22 protein-coding genes and 1 pseudogene are annotated in these 21,124 nt (G+C 66.9%); 13 read left to right on the top strand and 10 right to left on the bottom strand.

All coding sequences use genetic code 11. The features are described from left to right. Position 1: 1 nt before the first annotated feature. The 3 genes from purU (at position 2) to LFT46_RS21305 (ending at position 1,888) form a co-directional block, all read left to right on the top strand. Complete coding sequence (purU, locus tag LFT46_RS18615; protein ID WP_236799900.1) at positions 2-898, top strand: formyltetrahydrofolate deformylase; 897 nt, start codon at positions 2-4, stop codon at positions 896-898. 140 nt (positions 899-1,038) lie between these two features. Continuing rightward, on the top strand, positions 1,039-1,377 hold the full coding sequence (locus LFT46_RS21310; RefSeq protein WP_336885537.1) for an ATP-binding cassette domain-containing protein: 339 nt from the start codon (positions 1,039-1,041) through the stop codon (positions 1,375-1,377). Further along, positions 1,349-1,888: an ATP-binding cassette domain-containing protein gene (locus tag LFT46_RS21305; protein WP_336885536.1), complete on the top strand. Its 540-nt coding sequence runs from the start codon at positions 1,349-1,351 to the stop codon at positions 1,886-1,888. Before LFT46_RS21310 ends, LFT46_RS21305 begins: the two co-directional genes overlap by 29 nt. Here the strand turns inward: LFT46_RS21305 and LFT46_RS18600 are convergent. Beyond that, the gene (locus tag LFT46_RS18600) at positions 1,885-2,586 is read right to left on the bottom strand and encodes an AmiS/UreI family transporter (RefSeq protein ID WP_236820639.1); all 702 of its coding nucleotides are present in this window, start codon (positions 2,584-2,586) and stop codon (positions 1,885-1,887) included. The genes LFT46_RS21305 and LFT46_RS18600 overlap by 4 nt on opposite strands. 200 nt (positions 2,587-2,786) lie before the next feature. On the opposite strand from LFT46_RS18600, the pseudogene LFT46_RS18595 reads away from it, so the two are divergent. The 3 genes and pseudogenes from LFT46_RS18595 to LFT46_RS18585 all read left to right on the top strand — a co-directional run bounded on the left by LFT46_RS18595 (position 2,787) and on the right by LFT46_RS18585 (position 5,069). Beyond that, positions 2,787-3,872: pseudogene (locus tag LFT46_RS18595) on the top strand (glutamate dehydrogenase). A 52-nt stretch (positions 3,873-3,924) separates the two neighbouring features. Further along, complete coding sequence (locus LFT46_RS18590; protein ID WP_236799896.1) at positions 3,925-4,599, top strand: DUF1345 domain-containing protein; 675 nt, start codon at positions 3,925-3,927, stop codon at positions 4,597-4,599. Between the two features lie 62 nt (positions 4,600-4,661). Then, entirely contained in the window at positions 4,662-5,069 is a 408-nt protein-coding gene (locus LFT46_RS18585; protein ID WP_236799895.1) for a DUF1003 domain-containing protein, read from the top strand. Positions 5,070-5,127: 58 nt separating this feature from the next. Here the strand turns inward: LFT46_RS18585 and LFT46_RS18580 are convergent, their stop codons facing one another. The 5 genes from LFT46_RS18580 to LFT46_RS18560 form a co-directional block, all read right to left on the bottom strand. Next, positions 5,128-5,304 carry a CsbD family protein gene (locus LFT46_RS18580; RefSeq protein ID WP_214946270.1) on the bottom strand — a complete coding sequence of 59 codons (177 nt, stop codon included), beginning with the start codon at positions 5,302-5,304 and terminating at the stop codon, positions 5,128-5,130. A 138-nt stretch (positions 5,305-5,442) separates the two neighbouring features. Further along, positions 5,443-6,429 carry an NAD-dependent epimerase/dehydratase family protein gene (locus LFT46_RS18575; RefSeq protein ID WP_236799894.1) on the bottom strand — a complete coding sequence of 329 codons (987 nt, stop codon included), beginning with the start codon at positions 6,427-6,429 and terminating at the stop codon, positions 5,443-5,445. Positions 6,430-6,544: 115 nt separating this feature from the next. Further along, complete coding sequence (locus tag LFT46_RS18570) at positions 6,545-6,919, bottom strand: cupin domain-containing protein (RefSeq protein ID WP_236799893.1); 375 nt, start codon at positions 6,917-6,919, stop codon at positions 6,545-6,547. Between the two features lie 154 nt (positions 6,920-7,073). Then, positions 7,074-7,832 (bottom strand): ThuA domain-containing protein, encoded by a 759-nt coding sequence (locus LFT46_RS18565; protein ID WP_236799892.1) that lies wholly within the window; start codon positions 7,830-7,832, stop codon positions 7,074-7,076. After that, a complete protein-coding gene (locus LFT46_RS18560) occupies positions 7,832-8,917 on the bottom strand; it encodes a Gfo/Idh/MocA family protein (protein ID WP_236822079.1) in 1,086 nt (361 codons plus the stop codon). The genes LFT46_RS18565 and LFT46_RS18560 overlap by 1 nt, the downstream gene beginning before the upstream one ends. A gap of 345 nt (positions 8,918-9,262) precedes the next feature. Here LFT46_RS18560 and LFT46_RS18555 point away from each other — a divergent pair, with 345 nt between their 5' ends. Next, positions 9,263-10,561 carry an ammonium transporter gene (locus tag LFT46_RS18555; protein ID WP_236820638.1) on the top strand — a complete coding sequence of 433 codons (1,299 nt, stop codon included), beginning with the start codon at positions 9,263-9,265 and terminating at the stop codon, positions 10,559-10,561. Between the two features lie 99 nt (positions 10,562-10,660). Here the strand turns inward: LFT46_RS18555 and LFT46_RS18550 are convergent, their stop codons facing one another. Together LFT46_RS18550 and LFT46_RS18545 are read right to left on the bottom strand one after the other, a co-directional pair. After that, positions 10,661-11,707, bottom strand: a complete 1,047-nt coding sequence (locus LFT46_RS18550; RefSeq protein WP_236820637.1) for a glycoside hydrolase — start codon at positions 11,705-11,707, stop codon at positions 10,661-10,663. 204 nt (positions 11,708-11,911) lie between these two features. Beyond that, positions 11,912-15,394: a DEAD/DEAH box helicase gene (locus LFT46_RS18545; protein ID WP_236820636.1), complete on the bottom strand. Its 3,483-nt coding sequence runs from the start codon at positions 15,392-15,394 to the stop codon at positions 11,912-11,914. A 219-nt stretch (positions 15,395-15,613) separates the two neighbouring features. Between LFT46_RS18545 and LFT46_RS18540 the strand changes: the two genes are divergently transcribed. The 4 genes from LFT46_RS18540 to LFT46_RS18525 all read left to right on the top strand — a co-directional run bounded on the left by LFT46_RS18540 (position 15,614) and on the right by LFT46_RS18525 (position 18,577). After that, a complete protein-coding gene (locus LFT46_RS18540; RefSeq protein WP_236820635.1) occupies positions 15,614-16,219 on the top strand; it encodes a DMP19 family protein in 606 nt (201 codons plus the stop codon). Between the two features lie 166 nt (positions 16,220-16,385). Next, complete coding sequence (locus tag LFT46_RS18535; RefSeq protein WP_236820634.1) at positions 16,386-17,096, top strand: protein tyrosine phosphatase; 711 nt, start codon at positions 16,386-16,388, stop codon at positions 17,094-17,096. A gap of 172 nt (positions 17,097-17,268) precedes the next feature. Continuing rightward, positions 17,269-17,847 carry an RNA polymerase sigma factor gene (locus LFT46_RS18530; RefSeq protein WP_236799886.1) on the top strand — a complete coding sequence of 193 codons (579 nt, stop codon included), beginning with the start codon at positions 17,269-17,271 and terminating at the stop codon, positions 17,845-17,847. Continuing rightward, positions 17,840-18,577 (top strand): hypothetical protein, encoded by a 738-nt coding sequence (locus tag LFT46_RS18525; RefSeq protein ID WP_236799885.1) that lies wholly within the window; start codon positions 17,840-17,842, stop codon positions 18,575-18,577. The genes LFT46_RS18530 and LFT46_RS18525 overlap by 8 nt, the downstream gene beginning before the upstream one ends. An 18-nt stretch (positions 18,578-18,595) precedes the next feature. Here the strand turns inward: LFT46_RS18525 and LFT46_RS18520 are convergent, their stop codons facing one another. Further along, entirely contained in the window at positions 18,596-19,183 is a 588-nt protein-coding gene (locus LFT46_RS18520; protein ID WP_236820633.1) for a COG4315 family predicted lipoprotein, read from the bottom strand. A gap of 284 nt (positions 19,184-19,467) precedes the next feature. Between LFT46_RS18520 and LFT46_RS18515 the strand changes: the two genes are divergently transcribed. Together LFT46_RS18515 and LFT46_RS18510 are read left to right on the top strand one after the other, a co-directional pair. Then, positions 19,468-19,968, top strand: coding sequence for a sigma-70 family RNA polymerase sigma factor (locus LFT46_RS18515; RefSeq protein WP_236820632.1), 501 nt, complete (start codon positions 19,468-19,470; stop codon positions 19,966-19,968). Further along, positions 19,965-20,618, top strand: coding sequence for an anti-sigma factor family protein (locus tag LFT46_RS18510; protein ID WP_236820631.1), 654 nt, complete (start codon positions 19,965-19,967; stop codon positions 20,616-20,618). Before LFT46_RS18515 ends, LFT46_RS18510 begins: the two co-directional genes overlap by 4 nt. On the opposite strand, the gene LFT46_RS18505 is transcribed toward LFT46_RS18510, so the two are convergent. Further along, entirely contained in the window at positions 20,615-21,115 is a 501-nt protein-coding gene (locus LFT46_RS18505) for an SRPBCC family protein (RefSeq protein WP_236820630.1), read from the bottom strand. The two genes, LFT46_RS18510 and LFT46_RS18505, sit on opposite strands and share 4 nt — an antisense overlap. Between the last annotated feature and the right edge of the window lie 9 nt (positions 21,116-21,124).

Raw genomic sequence — 21,124 nt, 5'->3', positions numbered from 1 at the left:
CATGACCGTTACTGAAACCCACGTGCCCGCGCCCAAGGCGCCCACCACCGTGGAACACGTCCTTACCCTTGACTGCCCGGAAGGGCCCGGCATCGTGCACGCCGTCTCCGGCTTCCTGCTGGAGCACGGCTGCGACATCATCGACAACAAGCAGTTCGGGGAGCGCTCCGAAGGCCACTTCTTCATGCGTGTCCACTTCGTCTCCGAAGGCGATGAGTCCACGCTGGAGGTCCTGCGCTCTTCCTTCGCCCCGGTGGCCGACAAGTTCGGCATGCGCTGGCAGCTGGAACGCCAGGGCTCCAAACGCAAGGTCCTGATCATGGTGTCCAAGTTCGGCCACTGCCTTAACGACCTGCTGTTCCGTTCCCGCATTGGCGAGCTGCCCGTGGAAATCGTGGCGGTGGTGTCCAACCACCGGGACCACGAGGCCCTGGTGGAGTGGCACGGCATCCCGTTCCACCACATCCCGGTCACCGCCGACACGAAACCCGCAGCGGAAGCCGCGCTGATGGCGCTCGTGGACGGGCTCGACGTCGAGCTCGTGGTGCTGGCCCGCTACATGCAGGTCCTCAGCGACGACCTGACCCGGAAGCTGGACGGGCGGGCCATCAACATCCACCACTCGTTCCTGCCCAGCTTCAAGGGCGCCAAGCCGTACCACCAGGCCTATGCGCGCGGCGTCAAGACCGTGGGGGCCACTGCGCACTACGTGAACGCGGAGCTGGACGAGGGGCCCATCATCTCGCAGCAGGTGGTGGACGTGGACCACACCTACGGGCCCGAGGACCTGGTGGCCGCCGGCCGCGACACCGAATGCAAGGCCCTTTCCAACGCGGTGAAGTGGCACTGCGAAGGCCGCGTCATCCTGCAGGGAAACCGCACCGTGGTGCTCCGGTAACGGAACAAAACTTCATAGCAATGCGCGGCCGGCTGCCCTTCAGGGCGGCCGGCCGCTGCCACATGTCGAACGCTTTTTGCATTCATTCGGGACGGGACGCGAGAGTTGGGGAAACACCAACCCTTTGAGGAGACCCAAAGATGAACCACCGCCCGGTGAACAACCAGGTACTGGAACTGGACGACGTTTCGTTCCGCCGGGACGGCCGCGACATCATCAGCGGGATCACGCTCTCGGTCAAGGCCGGAGAACACTGGGCATTGCTCGGGGCGAACGGAGCCGGGAAGAGCACCCTTATGGGGCTGTGCGGGGCCGTCAACCACCCCAGTTCCGGAATGGTATCCGTGCTTGGCGAACGCCTGGGGCGGGTGGAACTGAAGGCACTTCGCCAATCCATCGGCCACGTCAATCCGCGCCACCAGGTCCTGTCACCCCTCACTGTCCGCCAGGTTGTCCTCGGGCCTGACGGGGAGCAATGACCTGGCCCCGCGGTGGGAGCCCACCCACGACGAGTATGCCAGGGCCGATGACCTCGTGGAGCAGTTTGGCCTGGCCCACAAAGCCGGTCTGCGCTGGCCCACCCTCTCCCAGGGTGAGCGTGGGCGGGCGCTGATTGCCCGGGCCCTTATCTCCTCCCCGGAGCTGCTGCTTCTTGATGAACCCTGCACGGGCCTGGACATCGCTGCCCGGGAGCAACTGCTGGAAACCATCGACGACCTCGCCTACACCCATCCGCAGATGGCGTCGGTCCTGGTCACCCACCACCTGGAGGAACTGCCCGCCACAACCAGCCACGCGCTGCTGATCACGGCCGGGCAGGCAGTGGCCGCCGGGCCCGCTGCCGGGGTCATCACCAGCGAAAACATCAGCGCCGCCTTCGGGCACCCCATTGACGTCGAGTACCGGCATCAGCGCTGGAGCGCCCGCACGGGCCGCAGCAGCAGGCGCGGGATCCGGCGGCAGCATGCAGCCGAGGTCACCGCGTCCTAGACGCTGCGTTGGTCTGCCAGGCGGGTTTTGCTCCCCTCGCCGGCGTGACGGAGCGAAACGTCGTTGACTGTCGCAGCCAGCCCCGGGGTGCCTGCACTGGCCCGGTGAGGGCTGCGCCGTCCCCGCCGCGCCAGCAAGCCCGCTGCCACGAAGAGACCGGCCAGCAGCGCCGCCGCCAGACAGGCCACCAAGCCGCTCCGGGGCCACAGGCCGGCCAAGCCCAGGAACGCCGGGACCGTGGCCGTCACCTGGCTGGCCAGGACCAGCGCCCAGCCGGCGAACGGTTCCAGCCGCGCTGCTCCCAGCGCTAAGGAAGCAAACAGCAGGCCCCACAGCACCGACCAGCACACCCACAGCACGGCGAGCAGCGGATCGGTGCCCACCCAGGCACCCGCCAGCAGCAGGCCAAAGAACGCCACCATGCCGCAGAACCAGCCCAGTCCCTTCGAGCCAAGCCCCAGCAGGACGTCCAGCCCGGCGTAAACGTAGGTCAGTCCGAACAGGAACATGCCGGCGCCCGTCATGAGGGCTTCACCGCCGGCGCCGGTCCCTAAAAGATGCACGACGCCGAGCACCAGTTGGGTGCCACCGAGCACCATGCTGAACACGGCTGCGTCGCGGCGGGGGAGCTGGCCGAGCGTTGCCAGTCCGTTGACCAGCAGCGCGGCGCCGGAGAGCAGGAGGCAAATGTAGGGCATCAGCGCTTCCTCCCGAACCTTGAATAGGGCTTCTCATTTCCCGAATGATGGAATTCTTCTGTCACATTACGGAGATTAGTGGAAGCGCGTGGATCCGCCTACTGGTGCCCGGTCGTAATCGGATACGTTGAAGCATGAACCTTTGAAGCGATGGCGCTTTCCTGCGCCGGCCCTCATATCGGCAATGTTAGGAACTGTTCATGGACGCACGGCTCGAATCCATCAAGGACACTGTCCTTGCGCGGAACCCCGGCGAAGCGGAGTTCCACCAGGCGGTGGTTGAGGTGTTTGAAAGCCTGGGTCCGGTCCATGACAGGCACCCCTAATTCCTTGAGGCTGCCATCCTTGAGCGTCTCTGCGAGCCCGAGCGCCAGATCATCTTCCGGGTTCCGTGGACCGACGACTCCGGCCGCGTCCAGATCAACCGCGGGTTCCGGGTGGAGTTCAACTCGGCGCTGGGCCCCTACAAGGGCGGCCTCTTCGGCCAGTACAAGCGCATCACCAACCGCTACGAGTCCGGCGTGCTGACCGGTAAGGGCATCTCCTGGGGCGGATCCCTGGTCCGCCCTGAGGCAACCGGCTTTGGAACCGTCATCTTCACCCAGGAGATGCTGAAAACCCGAGGCACGTCCTTCGACGGCCAGCGCGTGGTGGTGTCCGGCTCCGGCAACGTGGCCGTCAACGCGATCGCCAAAGCGCAGGCCCTCGGCGCCACCGTCGTGGCCTGTTCCGACTCGTCAGGCTACGTGGTGGACGAGGCGGGGATCGACGTCGAACTCCTCCGCACCGTCAAGGAAGTGGAGCGCGGCCGCCTGAAGGAATACGCGGAACGCCGTGCCGGCGTCTCCTACGTGGACGGCGGGTCCGTGTGGGACGTGGACGCCACGGTGGCGCTGCCGTGCGCCACGCAAAACGAGCTCGACGGCGGTGCTGCCGCCCGCCTGGTGCGCAGTGGCCTGCTGGCTGTCGGCGAAGGGGCCAACATGCCCTCAACCCGGGACGCCGTGGCGGTGTTCCAGGAGGCTGGAGTGCTGTTCGGACCCGGCAAGGCCGCCAATGCCGGCGGCGTGGCTACCTCGGCCCTGGAGATGCAGCAGAACGCCAGCCGCGATTCATGGTCCTTCGAACATACCGAGGAGCGGCTCACGGAGATCATGGTGGGCATCCACGACCGCTGCGCCGCCACCGCTGACGAGTACGGTGAACCCGGAAATTACGTGCTGGGTGCGAACATCGGAGGGTTTGTGAAGGTGGCCGACGCCATGCTGGCGCAGGGGCTGATCTAGCCGGGGGAGCGGCATCCAGCCGCGCCCCAGCCTCCCGTGCCATGATCGGGCAATGAAGTCCATGACGGTTCCCGGCGACCACCACCGGAACTTCAACTCCCTCGCACATCATTCGCGGCTCCGGATGCTGGTCATGCTGGTCGTCGGCCTGGCTGCGGCACTGTTGGTCGGTCCCTCAGGAGCCTGGGCCTATGCACCCGCGCTCGGGTGGGCAGTCGCTTCGGCCACCTACCTGGTTTGGGTGTGGAGCGTTATTGGGCGCCTGGGGCCCGCGGCCACTGCTGCGCATGCCCGAAGAGAGGACCCGGGCCGGGTCTTTTCGGACGCCTTGGTCCTCACCGCCACGGTGGCCAGCTTTGCGGGAGTCGCCCTGATCCTGCTTGACGCCTCCAATGAGCAGGGCGGAGCCAAGGATGTCACCGTGGCCATGGCCCTGGGCAGCATTGCCCTGTCATGGTTCCTGGTGCACACGCTGTTCACCCTCCGGTACGCCGCGATCTACTACCGGGACGGCACCGGCGTCGATTTCAATGAGGAGTCCCAGCCCCGCTACTCGGACTTTGCCTATCTCGCCTTCACCGTAGGCATGACCTTCCAGGTTTCGGACACGGACCTGAAGACCAACGCGATCCGTTCCACGGTCCTGCGGCAGGCGCTGCTGTCGTACCTCCTTGGGGCCATTGTCCTGGCCACCACCATCAACCTGGTCTCGGGGCTCATCCACTAGGCGATCGAAGCCGCGCCATCGGTGCCGCCCTGCCTGGGGCGCCGGGGATTTATTCTGGGCGCATGGTTGAGATGAGAGTTAACTGGCACCGGCGGCACAAAGAAGGCCTTAGCGCGGGCGACAAGGCTGCGGACAGGCTTCGGAACGGCATGGGCAGTTGGCCTTTCGTAGGCATCTTCGTGGGCTTCATGGTGCTCTGGGCAGGAGTGAACTCCTACCTTCTCGCCAACAATGCATGGGACCCGTATCCCTACATCCTGCTGAACCTGTTCCTGTCCATGCTTGCCGGCCTGCAGGGCGCCATCCTGCTCATCGCGGCCAAGCGCCAGGACGCCATCGCCTCCGCCATGGCCCAGCATGACTATGAGACAGATGTCCGCGCTGCCGCCCAGATCGAAATGCTCATGGCGGTCAATGCTGAGCAGCTGAAGCTCCTGCAGGAGCTCCGGGACCAGCGCGACCAGCCCTAGGAACGCCAATGGGTGCAGCTCCTGCTGGAGCTGCACCCATTGTTGCGTGTGGCGCCGACTAATCCTTCTTGAAGGCGTCCTTGACGTTCTCGCCGGCCTGCTTCAGGTCCGATTTTGCCTGGTCCGTCTTGCCTTCGGCCTTCAGGCTCTCGTCGCCCGTTGCGCTGCCGGCAGCTTCCTTGCCCTTGCCGCCAAGCTTTTCTGCGGCGTTACCGATCTTGTCGTCCAAACCCATGGAGTTGCTCCTTACAGTTGGTGCTCTCCCTGGCAAAGCCAGAGCCTGACCCCTCCATACTAAGCATGCTTTCGACTTTGGTGCCCATCCGTCGTCGTACATTTTGGGTAAATTTGCCAAGACCTCCAGGCGAGCCACTCAGGCGGCAGGGACGCCCAATGGGCGGGCGACGTGCAGCTGGCCGTGGTCAACGAGCCACTGGACGGCTTCGAAGATGGCCTGCTCGGGCTCGTACCGCGGCACGTAGCCCAGCACTGAAGTGGCCTTCTCAATGCTGAAGCACTGGCTGCGGTAAAGGTGGCCCCAGGTGGACTCTGCGTAGTCCCGCGTCGTGTCTTCGCGGAAGCGGTCCCACGGGACCGTTTCCAGCACGGCGGCGTGTCCGAACCAGGCCGCGGCGATGTCTGCGTAGCCGCGGACGGTCAGCGCTGTTGGGGCGACGATGTTGAAGTCCTCGCCGCTTGCCGCTTCCCGCTGGGCGATGGCTTTCTCGAAGGCCTGGGCGACGTCGTCGGCATGCACATGATGCATGAGCTCAGCACCGCTGCCGGGGACCCGGAGGGGCTGGCCGGCGGAAATGGTCTGCCATACGGCGGGGTCGAGGTTTCCCAGCGGGCCGATAGGATGCCAGCCCGGTCCTGTGATGTGGCCCGGATGCAGTGAGGTGGTGGCCAGTCCGCCGCGCGCCGTTTCCTCCTTCAACATCAGGGCAATCCGGTTCTTCTGGATGCCGTACTCGCCGAAAGGCTCCGCGGCCGAGTCCGATCCTTCCCTGATGGGCAGTTTCAGGCTTTGCCCGTACCGCCAGACGGAGCCACAGTGCAGCAGGTGGCCCACCTCGCCGCGCAGGCTCTGTACCAGCGACGCTGCCGATTCAAGCGTGAAGCAGACCAGGTCCACCACGGCGTCCGGCTTCAGGGCAGCAACCCGGTCCCCGAAAGTCCCGTCGCGGTCCTCCGCCTCGCGGTCCGCAGCGACCTGGCGCACCTCCTGCCATTCGGGTGCCTCGTGGTAAGGCTTGCGGTTGCCGCGGCTGATGACGGTGACCTCGTGGCCAGCTCGGACCAGCCGGGGGACCAGGAACGACCCGATATGGCCGCTGCCGCCGATGACGGTGACTTTCATTGCTCTCCGATCGTTGTGTTCCCTCCACCGTAGGGCCCGGGCAACAGGAAAGGGAGGTCCTTGCGGACCTCCCTCGGGAGTTTCTGCACTGCGAGCAGTTTGTGCACTCCTGTGGTCAGGCGGGCTTGGCGAACTCGGCTGCACTGATGATTTCGTAGCCGACGTACGCCTCGTCGTTTTCCACCCAGGCGTCGTGCCCGGCGGGAATGGAATAGGCGTCCCCGGCACGGATGGTCATTTTGCTCCCGTCGTCCAGCTGTACGGTCAGGGTGCCGCCGGTGCAGAAGCCCAGGTGGTTGACCTGGCAGCTGTCCGTATGGACCACCGTCTTGACTGTTTCGGACCAGCGCCAGCCGGGTTCAAAAGTGAAGCGGCCCAAGGTGGCACCGCCGATGTTCACCACGTCCACCTGCGTCTTGGGTGGCCGGCGCTTTTCGTCGGGCTCGTTGAAGGACTTGGATTCAAGATCCTTAACCGTTACTGCAGGCATTTCTGGCTCCTCGGAAGGGAGTGGTTATGAAAATTCATACCCAAGCGCGCTGAGCCGCTCCGGGAAAAGGCACGGCAGGGCGGGGTGTGCCCGTCCACAGCCTGCCGAACCTTGCGTTGCAACGATTTCAATCTGCTCTTGCGCGCACCCTGTGTCAATGACGTTTTTCGGCCTCAAACCGCTCCCGGGCCGGGTTGCTGACACCAGGGATCGAGCGGTCTAACCCGGGCTGCGCCGCCCACACCACACCGTTGGCCAGGACGCGCTGGATCTGCGGGTGGTGGTACACCGGGTACTCCTGGTCCCCAGGGCTGAAGTAGAAGATACGGCCCTTGCCCCGGGTGAACGTGACACCGGAGCGGAACACCTCACCGCCCGCGAAGGAGCTGATGAAGATCAGGTCGTCCGGGTCCGGGATATCGAACAGTTCCCCGTACATCTCCTGTTCCGGGATGACGATGGGGCTGTCCACGCCTTCCGCGATGGGATGCGAGGGCTTCACGGTCCACACCAGCTCGCGCTCGCCGTCGTTGCGCCAGGCAAGGGAGCAGCTGGTCCCCAGCAGTTTGGTGAAGATCTTCGAGAAATGCCCCGAGTGGAGCACGATCAGCCCCATCCCGCCCAGCACGTGCCGGTGGACGCGTTCGACGACGGCGTCGCTGACGTCGGCATGGGCTATGTGGCCCCACCAGAGCAGGACGTCCGTGTCCGCCAGCACCTCCTCCGCAAGGCCGTGCTCATCATCCGTGGCCAGGACCGCCGTCGTGACCTCCGCGTCCGGAAGGTGGGAGCGAAGCCCGGCGGCGATGGCGCCGTGAATGCCCTCGGGGTAGATCTCCCCGATGTGGGCCGGCTGGTTGTTGGCCTCGTGCACGCCCTCGTTCCATACCCGGATCCGCAGTTTGCCGTCCATTACAGCCGAACCTCCCTCTGCTCCAGTGCTGACTGGTAGCAGGCGTCGATGATCTGTGCCCGGTACAGCGCCAGAGAGCCATCGTGACGGCTCCACACCTGCGCGCCGCCGCGAACTGCGGCGACGAAGTCCTCCACCACTTCATCGTGGGCGCGGCCCGGTACGACGGCGGGCATATAGTCAGCGGATTCGCCGTCTTTGTCAGTGAACACACGGAGCTCGCCAACGGGTGGAAAAGGGGCCCCGTGGGCCTTGAGTTCGGCGCCGCCGTCGGTGCCGTAGACCGTGAACTCCAGCTGGTCGTCCATTTCCCGGTAGGTGGCCCAGCTTGCTTCGACGACGAGTGTTGCGCCGCCTTCCAGCCGCAGGAAGGCCGAGGCAAAGTCCTCCACCTCGAATGCGTGGCTGGAGGCCTGGGCGGTGAACCGGGTTCCGCCGCCCCTGCCCTGCGGCCCGAGCTCGGAGTGGGTGGCGGCGGAGACAGCAACCACTTTCGGTTCGCCCAGGAGGTACAGCGCGTAGTCCAGTGCGTGGACACCGATGTCGGCAAGCGGTCCGCCGCCGGACAGCTCGGGGTTGGTGAACCAGCTGCCCAGGGTGGGGATGCCGGAGCGGCGCAGCCAGGATGCCTTGGCGTAGTAGGGGCGGCCCAGGCCGCCGTCGTCGATGACCTGCTTGAGGGCCCGGATGTCCCCGCGGCGGCGGTGGTTGAACGCCACGTCCAGCACGCGCCTGGCCTCCCGTGCCGCGTCCACCATGGCCTGGCCTTCCACGGCGTTGCGCGCGATGGGTTTTTCGCTCAAGACGTGGATTCCCCGCTTCAGCGCGGCGATCGCCACCGGCGCATGCAGGAAGGTGGGAACTGCAACGCTGACTGCGTCCAGGCCGCCGTGGTCCAGCATCTCCTCCCAGTCGGCGAAGCCGTTCGGGATGGAGTATTCGGCCTGTAGGGAGTCCCGGAGTTCCTGCTCCATTCCTGCGAGCGAGACGATGCTGACGCCTTCCAGCCCGGCGTAGGCCTTCAGGTGCTGTTGGCCGGCCCAGCCGATGCCTACCACGCCCACCCTGAGCTCAGTCGGCGGCATGGGGGAGGGCTGCGTGCTGTTCAAGGGCTGGCTCCTTCGGGGTGGTTTGCTGCCCGGATTCCCTTAGCCTAGTCCTGCAACCGCTTGCTCCTGGGCTGCCACGTATTCCTGCGGCTGAAACATCAGGTGCTCCTGCGCCCTGCGTTACAGCTGAAACCCCGGGGCAAATGACGGAAACCATCATTTAACACCCCTGAAACCCAACCAAAAATGGGCGCCATAGATTGAGACCAGACGGCACAAGCCGCCCCTCCGCCGGACGTGGTTACTCCGTCCACGTCCCTCCAGGCGGAACGGCTCTGACAGCAAGTTACCGTCCTGTTCGCATCTTGAAAGGGGTTTCCCATGGATTCGGGAAATGTCGCTTGGATTTTGGCCAGCTCGGCGCTGGTTTGCATGATGATCCCCGCCCTGGCCCTGTTCTACGGGGGCATGGTGGGGTCGCGCCGCATCCTCAACATGATGATGATGTGCGTCGGCGGCGCCAGCCTGGTGGCCGTCCTGTGGGCCCTGTTCGGGTACTCGATGGCGTTCGGGAACTCTGTCGGCGGCCTGGGCCTGATCGGTGACGTCACCGAGTTCCCAGGCATGGGGCAGCTGCTGGCCAAGGATGATTCGGCCTCCATCCCGGTCATCCTGTTTGCCGCGTTCCAGCTGTTTTTCGCCTGCGTCACCACCGCGCTCGTCGCCGGGGCTGCCGCAGGCCGCATGAAGTTCGGCGCCTGGATGCTGTTCGCAGGCATTTGGGCCACCATTGTCTACTTCCCCATCGCCCACTGGGTTTTCGCGTTCAATTCGGCCGACGGCAGCAGTGTGGGTGGCTGGATCGCCAACGGGATCAAGGCGATCGACTTCGCCGGCGGCACCGCGGTGCACATGAACGCCGGCGCCGCTGCCCTGGCCCTGGCCCTGGCCCTGGTCCTGGGCAGGAGCTCCGGCTGGCCCAAGGTGGAACACGCCAAGCCGCACAGCCGCCCCTTGGTGCTGCTGGGTGCAGGCCTGCTCTGGGTGGGCTGGTTCGGCTTCAACGCGGGATCCGCCCTCTCCGCCGGCCAGTCAGCGTCGGTGGTCTTCCTCAACACCGCGGTGGCAGCTTCCACGGGCTTGCTGGCCTGGGCGCTCGTGGAACGGTTCCGCCATGGCGCGGCCACCAGTATGGGCGCCGCCTCCGGCCTGGTCGCCGCGCTGGTGGCTATTACGCCGGCCTGTGGCGCGGTGAGCCCGCTGGGGGCACTGGCTATCGGCGCCATCGCCGGGGCCGTCTGCTCACTGGCCATCGAATGGAAGTTCCGCCTGGGCTTCGACGACTCACTCGACGTCGTGGGCGTCCACCTGGTGGGCGGCATCCTGGGCACCCTGCTGATTGGCCTCTTCGCCACGGACAAGGCTCCGAACGGCGTCAGCGGCCTCTTCTACGGTGGCGGGTTTGAACTGCTGGGCGTGCAGGCCCTGGCCACGGTCACGGTGTTGGCCTACTCCTTCGGCATCACCTGGGTCCTCGCCAAGATCCTGGACAAGGCCATGGGCGGTCTCCGCATCAAGCCCGAAGACGAACTGCGCGGCATCGACCTCGCAGCACACTCGGAGCTGGCCTATCTGATGGACGAGGATCCGGTGGAGCTGGGCTCACCGCAGCGGGTCTAGTCCCAGCCCGACAGTCAGGGCCAAACCTTGGACCGGTGCCGGCAGCCGCCGGCTTATAGTTCCAGGGTTTGGCCCTTCTGTGCGTCGAGGGCTTAGTGCCTAGTGTTCCGTGCAGACCAGGTTTCCGTCCCGCACTTCCAGCACTGCCGCCCGGACGTGGCTGAGGCGCGTGCGCGGGTCCGGCGCCATGGTGTCGATGTCCTCACCACCCCAGTACGGGTGCGTGAAGTAGACCAGCAGCGCACGCTGCGTGCCGCCGTCGGCCGTTTCTCCGGGCGCCCCGCCGGCAAGGGGCACCACGTCAGCATGACGCCCGACGACGGCCCTTCCGTCCACCGATTCCGGCGCCGTGAGGATCAACCCGCCAAGGTGCTCCTGCCGGACCCAGGTGTCTGCAGCATCATCGGAGCGATAGACGGCCTGGCCGCGCCATTCGTCCACGATCATCCAGTAGTGGCCGCCCAGCGGGAAGACCTTGGGGCCTTCATGCGGACGCCCGGGGATGGCAACCCCTTCCAGGACCCACGACGACGGGTCCTCCGGGGTGTCGCTGACCGCGCTGTAGGTGTTGGAGCCCCGGGCCTCGTCCTTGTACCAGAGCCGGTGCCGGCCGTCCCCGCACTGGGCGACGGCGGCGTCGATCACCCGCGGCGAGTCCAGGTCGATGCCGCCCAGGTACTCCCAGTTCTCCAAGTCCCGGCTGGCGAACTGGACGATTTCCGCCTTCCCGGTCCAGTCCGTCCGCCTGCCGCCCAGGACGGTCAGATACATGATCCACCGGTCGTCGATGCGGACGACGTCGGGCGCCCAGAGGGTTGCCGGCAGTTCCGTTCCGGGCGGGACCAGTCCCTCCACGGTGCCCTGGTAGCGCCAGGTTGCGCCGCCGTCGGACGACCTTGCGACGCCGACGCCGGTGCCTTGCACCCACTCGACTCCGGTTAGTCCCGGTGCTGTGGCACGGCGCTGGGTGTAGAAGAGGACCCACTCGCCCTTGAGGTGGTCCGCAACGAGGATGGGGTCGGTGGGCCCGTCCCAGAACGGATCACGGTAGGGGGCGGTGAAGGCGTCCGGGCGCAGATGCGGCATGGGTGGTGCTGTGACGGCAGGCTGCGCGGCCGTCCGCGCGGTTGTCTGCTGGTGGTCCACCGGTTTCTCCAACGTTGTAGTTTTAGGTTGGATACCAGCATAGGGTGCGGTTCCCGACGCGCAAACGCATCCGCGCTGCGCAGGTTCCCCAAGGCTTTGGATATTTGGGCCGCGGAACGGAACATGCGCGTCGCAAATGACCATCCGCGTCGCAAATGACCATCCGTGTCCGCTTTGGGCAGGGCAGCCGCCGCCCCGGATCCCCTACTCCTTGAACAGCCCCGCCAGGTCCTCGGCGGTGATGGCGCCGCCGGCCAGGGCGTCGCCCTCCATCACGTCCGCGAACAGCTGCGACTTCCGGGTTTTCAGCGCCATGACCTTTTCCTCGATGGTGTCCTTGGCTACGAGCCGGTACACCATCACGTTCCGGGCCTGGCCGATCCGGTGGGTCCGGTCCACCGCCTGCGCCTCGGAGGCGGGGTTCCACCAGGGGTCGAGCAGGAAGACGTAGTCGGCTTCGGTGAGGTTGAGCCCGAAACCACCGGCCTTCAGCGAGATCAGGAACACCGGCGCACTGCCGTTCTTGAACTCGCTGACCACATCGGCCCGGTTGCGGGTGCCGCCGTCGAGGTAGCAGTACTCGATCTCCTCCTCGTCCAGCCGTTCCCGGACCTTTCCGAGGAACCCGGTGAACTGGCTGAAAATCAGCGCCCGGTGCCCCTCGGCCACCAGGTCCTCCAGCTGCTCGAACAGCACATCCAGCTTGCTGGAGCGGACGGCGGACAGTGCCGGGTCCACCAGCGACACGTCCAGGCTCAGCTGCCGCAGCAGCGTCAGCGACTGGAAGATGGTGAACCGGTTCTTGTTGACGTCCTCGATCAGCCCCAGGATCTTCTGCCGCTCCCGTTGCAGGTGCGTCTGGTACACCTTCTGGTGCCGCGGATTCAGCACCACCTCCAGGACCTGCTCCTGCTTGGGCGGCAGGTCCTTGATCACCTGGTCCTTGGTGCGGCGCATCATCAGCGGCCTGACCCGGCGGCGGAGCTTCTCCAGCTGCCCCTTGTCGCCGTTCTTCTCCACCGGCTTCTGGTAATACTCGGCGAAGCGCTTGGGGCTCGAGAAGAGTCCCGGCGCCACGATGGAGGTCAGCGCCCAGAACTCCATCAGGTTGTTCTCCAGGGGCGTGCCGGTAATGGCCAGCTTGAACGCCGCCGGCAGCTTGCGCGCGCACTGGTACGCCTTGGACTGGTGGTTCTTCACGAACTGCGCCTCGTCCAGCACCAGCCCGGACCAGGTACGGGAAGCGTAGGACTCGTAGTCGATCCGGAACAGGGCGTAGGACGTGATCACGATATCTGCCCCTCCCAGGGCCTCTGCCACGTCCTGGCCGCTCTTGGCGAAGGTCTCTCCGACGGTCCGCACGGTGAGGCCGGGGGCGAAGCGTGCGGCCTCGAGCGCCCAGTTGCCCACCACGCTGGTGGGCGCCACCACCAGGAAAGGCGCGACGGCGGCCGGCTGGTTTGCGCCATCCACACCAGGGGCGGCAGCACCGTCGTCGGGCTTCTCCGCGGACGACCGGGCTTCAACAGCCAGCTCCCTCGCCGCGCACATCAATGCCAGCGCCTGCACGGTCTTGCCCAGGCCCATGTCGTCGGCGAGGATGCCGCCCAGCCCGTGCTTGTACAGGAAGCTGAGCCAGTTAAACCCCTCCAGCTGGTACGGCCGCAGTTCGGCGTTGAGGGACGCCGGCAGCGGCAGCCCGTCCGTTCCGCCTTCCAGGAGCCCGCCCACCGCTGAGCGCCAGGCCGCTGCCTGCTCGTCGACGATCCCCAGCTGCGCCAGCTCGTCCCACAGCCCGGCCTGGAACCGGCTGATCTGCAGCGGAGCATCCTTGTTGTCCTGCAGCGACCTCGCTTCCTCGATCAGCGCCCGCAGCTGGTGCAGCTCCGGCAGGTCCAGCGAGAAGTAGGCTCCGCTGGGCAGCAGCATCTTGGTCTGGCCGGCAGCCAACGCGGAGAACACGGCGGCGAAGGAAACGGGCTGGCCCTCGAGGGAAATCTGGATGCCCAGGTCGAACCAGTCCCGCTGTTCTGTTGCCTTGGTGGAGATGGACACCACGGGCGCTTCCTCGGCCTCACGGTAGTCGGCGATCTCGCCCACGGTGTCGACATCCACGTCCGGCGCCTCCCGCAGCCGCGGCAGCACCTCCTCCGTGAACGCCAGCGTGTCCAGGCCCGTCAGCTCGGCAGAAGCCGCCAGCCGGGGCGTGCCCCAGCCGCCGGTGGCGGATTCGCCCAGCGCGGGCACCTCGTTCCACGGCTGGCCGACGCCTTCGAGGATGCGGGACTCGGCGGTGTCGTCCCGGTAGCCGGCGTCGCCCGGGTGACGCCACAGCGGCTGCGCCGTGACCAGTTTGCCGGTCTTGTAGTGCCACTCCCAGTGCAGCCGCACCCGGTGGTCAGCCCCGTAGTTGGCCAGCAGCGACAGGGTGGGGACGGCAAGTTCGGGCAGTTCCACCGACTCGTCGCGCGCCGTCACGCGGGCCGTCTGCTTCAGTTTGGGGTAGAAACCGGTCAGGAACCGCGATTCGTCTTTCGCGGGGATGTGCAGCGTGCTTCCCGCCGTGACGAAGGCCAGCAGTTCCTCGCTCAGCCCGTTCTCCAGCGGCGCCAGCGTGATGGTTCCGTTGGGGTCGGGGACGCCGGGCAGCGACGCCTCCCCGGAGGTGAAGAACAGCCCGTGCGCAGGCCGGCCGATCGTTCCCACCGAGGCCGGATCAACGTCCGCGCCCTCAACGGTGATGGTGGGCGAAAGCTCCAGCCCGCCGTCGGACGCCTGTGCCTTGGCGGCGTCCACCGCAGCAGGCTCCGCAACAGGAGCCCCGTAGCGGCTCAGGGAAAGTCCGACGGCGGCGGGGGCCTCGGCGACACGGACCGGCTCGGTGCCGCGCGAGTGGACCAGGGCGAGCCCGATCTTCCGGGCGTCGGACAGGAGGCTCCACAGGTTCTTGCCGGCGTAGGAGTTCAGGCTCAGCCACAGGCCTGCCGAGTTGTGCACCCGGCTGGCGGAGGAGGAGTGGCCGGCCAGGAACTCCTGCAGCCACTCCACGTGCGCTTGGTTCGATTCACGCCGGAAGTTCAGGTAGCTCAAGGTGTTCCAGGAAACGTCGCCGCGGATCCACTTGCCCTTGGCGCCCATGATGACGGGCCGCACCTTGAGCTGCCGCACGCCGCGGACCGGGTCCCGGCGGCCGGTGTAGGAGAAATGCGGCGGCGGTTCCTCCACCTCGAACTGCAGGGCCAGGGGAACGCCGCTGGTGGAGGGGGCGGATCCGGGCTGCGAGATCAGCGGGCTGAGGGCCTGCTCCCAGTCGGACAGGGCGGCGGAGGGTGTGCGGGACACCTGCGTTGCCGTGGACGGCGCCAGCAGCTGCATCCGGACCGAGGGGTTGTCCTCCGCGGCGAAGAGCAGGGCCGCCACGTGCTTGCAGTCCTTCCGGACCGGGCAACTGCAAACGCCAACGGTGCAGCTCCAGCCGCCGGCCTTGCGCACCAGCTTGGCGGTGGTGGAATAAGGAACTTCGGCGCCGCCCCGGACCTTTCCCAGCATGAGGCCCGTGCCGCCGTCGAACGATATGCCGGAGACCCTGCTGGCCATGGCGTACGCCAGCCCAGCCGCCAGTGAGCGGTCGTTGATGGCAGGTGTCTGTATCGCCAGGTCCGCACTTTCGTCCGGTTGGGATGGCATGGTGGCACTACTTTCGGGAGGTCACGGCGGAGCCGGGTCCGGTGGTTGGCTATCTGATCCATCTTAGTTCGCCAGAGCGGGGGCCTTTGCCGGGCGCTTTCTCCACACGCCCCAAAAACTTCGCTTGGCGTTCATTTCTCCCCGGCCCAGCCGTGACTCTTCCCCCGTACCGTAATGGCGTCCGCCGCACCGCCACCTCCACCTCCACCAAGGATCACCATGGCCACCACGCACCTGCCCGTCGTCCTCACCAGCAGCAGCATCGACGGCAGGGACGAAGAGGTGGTGGAGGCCAACGCGGCGATCGTCAACGCCATGCACCATGCCCTGCTGCTCGCGGACGAGATGTCGCGCGTTGCCGTGCGGAGCTGCGCCGTGGACTTCTACCTTTGCCAGGTGCTGGACGGCGGCTTCACACGCTATGCCGCCATGGCAGGCCGGCGCTCCGGTGCCGCCGACGCACTGGTCCGCGAGGGCATGGCCGCAATGGGTGCTGCCGCCCATCTGGACCTTTTCAACCTGGCCGTGGAGGCCCTCGCTGCGCTGCCCGGCGGGGCTGGGTCCAGCGCCCGTGGCGCCGGTGCCGTTTCCGACGGCGTCTTCCGAATTGCGGAGCTTGACGGCGAGTTTGAGGAGCTGCTGGAACGCGAAAACGTCACGGCCCTCAACTCCGGGTGGCTGCGCGGCCAGCCGGACCTCCTGGTGCTGGATGACGAGGAAGTAGGCCCCTACATCCAGCGCATGGCGGCGCGGGTTCCTGACCTGGCAGGCAGGAAAATGGCCGCTGCTGGCGCCCCATCTTCCCGGATCGCGGGATCGCTGTGACACCGCCGGAGCGGACCGGCGATCCGGAAGCTTTCCAGCGATCTGGGGGCAGAAAAAAGAAAATTGTGGGCGTCCGTAACCTTTCCGCCACCGCAGGCGATGTAGTCCGTGATGGGCCCGCCCGGCGGGCCCAGCCCAATGTGTTGTCTAGGTTTTGGAGAAGTAAATGTCTGTGTTCACCGTTCTCGCCACCAGCAAAGTCGCCGCAGGAGTCCTGGCTGCCGGAACCCTGGCAGTAGGAGGAACCGGTGCCGCCGCCGTCTCGGGCGTCCTCCCCACCCAGGCCCAGCAGACCGCCCACGAGCTCTTCGGTGCGCCCGCCCCCAAGCTGGCAGCGGAAGCAGCCGCTGACGCCCAGGCCACCCCGGCTCCCACCGCCACCGCCGCTGTGACCGACGCCCTGAAGACCGCAGAAGCCACCGGGGACGCCACCGCCAAGGCTTCCGCTACCGCTGAGGCTTCGGACGAAAAGGTCAGCGCCGACGCAACGGAGTCGGCAAAGGCCAACACCGCCGTTGACGCCGCCGGCCCCGCGGCCCTGGGCCTCTGCACCGCCTTCACCCACGGCGGCCTGGACGCTTCCTCCAAGGCATTCTCCTCGCTGTCCATCGCAGCCCAGGGCGACGCGAACATCAAGAGCTACTGCGCCGACGTCGTGACCAAGGCTGACGCCGCCGCGAAGGCCGGCGCCGAAACCAAGGGGTCCGTGTCCGTCCAGGCTGAGAAGCCCGAGGTTCCGTCCGCTCCCGCTGTGCCCGCAGTTCCGGCCGTTCCGGGTGTTGACGGCAAGACCACCGTCCCCGCTGTTCCTGCCGTTCCCGCTGTCCCGGCTGTGGGCGGCAACACGGCCCACAGCTCTTCAGTTTCGGCCCGCTAAGGCTCATTCGCTAGTCTGGACTGCGGCTCGCAAGCCGCAGTCCAGGCAGCCGGGCGGGGTCGCGCACGTTTGCCGGGGCGCCCCTGGAAGACCCGCCAAGAGGCAGCCGGATGACCACGGGGACTGGCAGTCCGTACCGGAGACCGGGACAAGGCTTGAGCCGAGTCCCGGGATGGAGGAGCCGCTGGTGCTAGACACTCTGGCCCAAGAAGAGATGGACATATTCGACAACGCAGCCGGAACCGATCCGGCCGCGTTGTTCGCTGCTGCCTATCGAACCTTCGCGGGCCCCGTGCAGGGGTACCTCAAGGCGCGCGGACTCGATGACCCCGAGGCTGTCACCCAGGACGTGTTCCTGGCCTTCTACCCCCGGATCAGCAACCTCACCGGTGGCCTGCAGGGCGCCAAGTCCCTGATCTTCTCCATTGCCCACGCCCGCATGGTGGACCACTACCGCCGGCTGGAGCGCAGGCCGCAGCTCACACCGTACGACCCCCAGTACGACGGCCGCACCACGCCGTCGGCCGAAGACCACGCCGTGGAACTGAACAGCGGAGCCGCGGCGATGCTGGAAGGGCTCAGCGAGGAGCACCAGGAGGTCCTGGCCCTTCGCGTCGTGGCCGACCTGTCCATCGACCAGGTGGCCGCCATCATGGGCAAGAGCGCCGGAGCGATCAAGCAGCTCCAGCGCCGCGCTCTGCAGAACCTCAAGGCACAAACGCTCAAGAGAAACCAGGCGAATCATGAGTGACACCGCAGGATCCCGTAACCACGGGGCCGTTGATCAGCTCCTGCTGGAAGCAGGCATGGGTGACGACGGCCAGCTCCGCGACGCCTTGGCCGACCTGAGGTCCCTCGCGGCGGAGGCCCCGGCGCCCTCCGCCGAAATCGCGGCGTTGATGGCGGGTTCATCACACGCAGCCACGCCGGCCGACACCACGGTACTTCCCATCGCGGACCGGCCTGGCGATGAACTTGCCGCCCGCCGCAAGGCCAAGCGCCGCATCACGCTTACCACGCTGTCCGTGGCGGCATCGCTCGCCGCCGGCGGTGCTGTCGCCGCAGCCTCGGACCAGGGCTTCCGCGAGTCCTTCAGCCAGCTGAACCATGCCGTGACCACTTTCGTGTCGGGCTCCGGCGCCACACCTGAGGGCAGCACCGGCGGTCAGGTACCCGCGCCTGGGCCCGCAGCTTCCCGGCCATCGGCAACCAGCAGCCCGGACTCCGTTCCGGCGGCAACCGCGCCTGCTTCGGCGCCTGCCGCCGCGGCGCCATCGAGCATTCCTGCCCGGCCCGGAAATACCCCCACCCACGGAGCGCCTGCCCAGAAGCCGGCGGAAGTCCCCGCGCAGCCGTCCCTGCCCGCGGATGTTCACGGGGATGTCAAGAAGGGCCTGGAACAGGGCAACCCAAAACTCCCCGTTCCAGTGCCCACGGAAATCCCGCTCCCGGGCAAGGTCCCGGACGTACCCCTCAAGTAGGGGTGGCAGCGGGCAGGCCTAGTAGCCCTGGCCTGGCGCCTTGATCATCGCGCCCGACGGATCCGACAGGTACCACACACCGCCCACGCCCTGGCCAAGGGTGTCGCCCGGCTTGGTGTCCTTCGCGAAGTAGTACAGCGGCATCCCGTTCAGGGTCACCTGCTTCTTCCCGTCGGGGGTGCTGATGGTGCCCACTTTTCCGGTCACTCCCTCTGCCGCCGGTGTGCCCGAGTTGGTGGTCAGCGGCGGCCATGAGACCAGGCAGGAGCCGGTGCAGGCGCTGGTGCCGGAGTCCTTGGTGTCCTTGGTGAAGAAGTAGAGGCTCATGCCCTTCGCATCCACCACGATGCTGCCCGCCGTCGAGGAAGCCGTCTTAAGGTCGACGGCGGCGCCTGCCTGGGACGATGAGGCGGACGATGACGTGGAGGTTGAAGACGGGCCGGCAGACGACGCCCCGGATGACGCGGTGGCGGTGCTGCCGGCTGTGCTGCCCGCGGCGCCCGTAGCCGGGCTGGTTCCGGCCGGGGCTGTACTGCTGCTGCCGCAGCCGCTGAGGGCTGCAGCCAGGGCCAGGATGGCAAGGCCTGACCCGAGGTGGTGTTTCATGGTGTGCTCCTTGGCTTTGATGCTTTTTGCTGTGGCGTTCTTCGCTGCTGCCTTCACAGCGGGCGCCGGCCCTGCATTGCCGGGCGCCTACCCCTACCACGCCGCCGGGTAAAGAATGGTTCACAGCGCGGTGGAGCGGGATTGCGGGCGAGGGCGCTTGAACCGTTGGAAGGCTTCATGCGTGGTAACAGCCAGGAGCGCCGGATGCTGTGGCGTTCCTGCACAGTGGCCCGCGTGTGGCGACGTGGGCCATGCAGTGCCGGGACAGCGATAGGAGGGGCGGCATGCCGCTCGACGACAATGTGGTGGAGGCCATCTACCGTGAACACGGCAACGCCCTGCGCCGGTTCGTGCTCAGCGCCACCCATGATCCGCAGCTCGCGGAGGACGTGGTCCAGGAAACCGTGCTCCGCGTGTGGCAGCACGCCCCGGACGTCAACGGCAGCTTCCGCAGTTACTTGTACCGCACGGCCAGGAACATCATGATCGATAACTACCGACGCAGCCAGCGCCGCCCGCCGGAGGCGCTGGAGGGCAGCCCCACCGATCCCGTCGAGGTGATGGGCCGCGTTGATGAACTGCTCAACCGGGTCCTGATGGAGGAGGCACTGCTGCGGCTGAGCAAGGAACACCGGGACGTTTTGGTGGCCCTGCATTACCGCCGGTTCACGGTCAACGAGGCGGCTGTCCAGCTCAACATCCCCAGCGGCACGGTCAAGTCCCGCGCGTATTACGCCCTCCGGGCCCTGCGGGGCATCCTGGATGAAATGGGGGTGGAACGATGAGCACCAACCCACACACCTTGCTGGGGGCCTATGTGCTGGGCGGCCTTGAGCCCGCCGACCTTGCCCTCTTCGAGGCCCATCTGCAGGGCTGCGCCGGCTGCCGCAAGGAACTTGCCGTGCTGGAGAAGGTGCCAGTGCTTCTGGACGCGCTTCCCGTCCCCGACGCCGTGGCGCTTACCGACGTTCCCGGCAGCGGGGCGGCTGACCGCGGCGTCCCCGTCCGCCTTTTCGACGAACTGGCGCGCCGCCGTCGGACATTACGACGGCGGTGGGCAGCGCTGGCGGGCGCCGTCGCCGCTGCCTGCCTGGCGGTGGGCCTGGCGGTGGGGCCTTTGCTGGCCAGGCCGCCGCAGCCGGACGCCACCTATTCGGTGGTGTCCGGGGGAGGGCTGCAGGTGAACATCGACATGGCGCGGAAGACGTGGGGGACCGAACTCGCGGTAAGCGGCAGCAGCCTGCCGGCGGATGGGACGCTCTCGCTGTGGGTGCGGGACCGCGCCGGCGGGGAGGACCGCGCCTGTGCCTGGACGGCCACGCCCAGCGGAAAGGTCAAGGTCACCGGGGCAACGCCCATCCAGCTGGGCAGCATCTCAAGCGTGGAGCTGCGGGACGGCGCGCAGCACGCGGTGGCGGTGATTACGGTTCCCTAGGTGCGGGGCGACTGGTCCCGGGTCCCCAGTGCCTTGAACTCCGCGACCAGGGCCTCGTCCTCGCAGGCGCGGGCGAAGGCATCAATCCGCCGTTCGATCTCGTAGCCCAGCAGCCAACTGCCGATCCGCTCCATGATGGGCCGCAGCAAGGGCGGCCGGCAGGAAAAGGTGTACTTCCAGACCGCGCGGGTGCCGTCGTCGTCAGCGGTGAAACGCCAGCCGCCGCCGAAGTTCTTGAAGAACCAGGGCCCGGACACCATGGTCATGCCCACGTTCCGCGGCGGCGCGTAGGAGACATACTGGCTGACCATCGTCAGGCCAAGGCGCGACCTGGTGCGGGTGCGGACGCCCTTGCCTGCTGCCTGCGCTCCGTCCAGGAAACCCTGTGCGGAGATGAAGGGGTCCCACTTGAGGCGGAACTCTCCGGTGGTCTGGGAAAAGGCGAATGCAGTCTCCGGATCGATTCGGATGAGGCGTTCGGCACGTACCTGCGGCATTCCCCCACC

This window comes from Arthrobacter sp. FW306-07-I, assembly GCF_021800405.1.
Lineage (GTDB): Bacteria > Actinomycetota > Actinomycetes > Actinomycetales > Micrococcaceae > Arthrobacter.
This window is presented reverse-complemented; position numbering and strand designations above follow the sequence as displayed.

Bases quoted from the DNA above. Each gene is read 5' to 3' on its own strand.
- LFT46_RS18580 (WP_214946270.1), bottom strand. From the start codon at position 5,304: ATGGGTTTGGACGACAAGATCGGTAACGCCGCAGAAAAGCTTGGCGGC.
- LFT46_RS18515 (WP_236820632.1), top strand. From the start codon at position 19,468: ATGCCGCTCGACGACAATGTGGTGGAGGCCATCTACCGTGAACACGGC.
- LFT46_RS18535 (WP_236820634.1), top strand. From the start codon at position 16,386: ATGTCTGTGTTCACCGTTCTCGCCACCAGCAAAGTCGCCGCAGGAGTC.
- LFT46_RS18585 (WP_236799895.1), top strand. From the start codon at position 4,662: ATGGTTGAGATGAGAGTTAACTGGCACCGGCGGCACAAAGAAGGCCTT.
- LFT46_RS18510 (WP_236820631.1), top strand. From the start codon at position 19,965: ATGAGCACCAACCCACACACCTTGCTGGGGGCCTATGTGCTGGGCGGC.
- LFT46_RS18565 (WP_236799892.1), bottom strand. From the start codon at position 7,832: ATGGACGGCAAACTGCGGATCCGGGTATGGAACGAGGGCGTGCACGAG.
- LFT46_RS18525 (WP_236799885.1), top strand. From the start codon at position 17,840: ATGAGTGACACCGCAGGATCCCGTAACCACGGGGCCGTTGATCAGCTC.
- LFT46_RS18540 (WP_236820635.1), top strand. From the start codon at position 15,614: ATGGCCACCACGCACCTGCCCGTCGTCCTCACCAGCAGCAGCATCGAC.
- LFT46_RS21310 (WP_336885537.1), top strand. From the start codon at position 1,039: ATGAACCACCGCCCGGTGAACAACCAGGTACTGGAACTGGACGACGTT.
- LFT46_RS18555 (WP_236820638.1), top strand. From the start codon at position 9,263: ATGGATTCGGGAAATGTCGCTTGGATTTTGGCCAGCTCGGCGCTGGTT.
- LFT46_RS18520 (WP_236820633.1), bottom strand. From the start codon at position 19,183: ATGAAACACCACCTCGGGTCAGGCCTTGCCATCCTGGCCCTGGCTGCA.
- LFT46_RS18600 (WP_236820639.1), bottom strand. From the start codon at position 2,586: ATGCCCTACATTTGCCTCCTGCTCTCCGGCGCCGCGCTGCTGGTCAAC.
- LFT46_RS18505 (WP_236820630.1), bottom strand. From the start codon at position 21,115: ATGCCGCAGGTACGTGCCGAACGCCTCATCCGAATCGATCCGGAGACT.
- purU (WP_236799900.1), top strand. From the start codon at position 2: ATGACCGTTACTGAAACCCACGTGCCCGCGCCCAAGGCGCCCACCACC.
- LFT46_RS18590 (WP_236799896.1), top strand. From the start codon at position 3,925: ATGAAGTCCATGACGGTTCCCGGCGACCACCACCGGAACTTCAACTCC.
- LFT46_RS18530 (WP_236799886.1), top strand. From the start codon at position 17,269: ATGGAGGAGCCGCTGGTGCTAGACACTCTGGCCCAAGAAGAGATGGAC.
- LFT46_RS18545 (WP_236820636.1), bottom strand. From the start codon at position 15,394: ATGCCATCCCAACCGGACGAAAGTGCGGACCTGGCGATACAGACACCT.
- LFT46_RS18560 (WP_236822079.1), bottom strand. From the start codon at position 8,917: ATGCCGCCGACTGAGCTCAGGGTGGGCGTGGTAGGCATCGGCTGGGCC.
- LFT46_RS18570 (WP_236799893.1), bottom strand. From the start codon at position 6,919: ATGCCTGCAGTAACGGTTAAGGATCTTGAATCCAAGTCCTTCAACGAG.
- LFT46_RS18575 (WP_236799894.1), bottom strand. From the start codon at position 6,429: ATGAAAGTCACCGTCATCGGCGGCAGCGGCCATATCGGGTCGTTCCTG.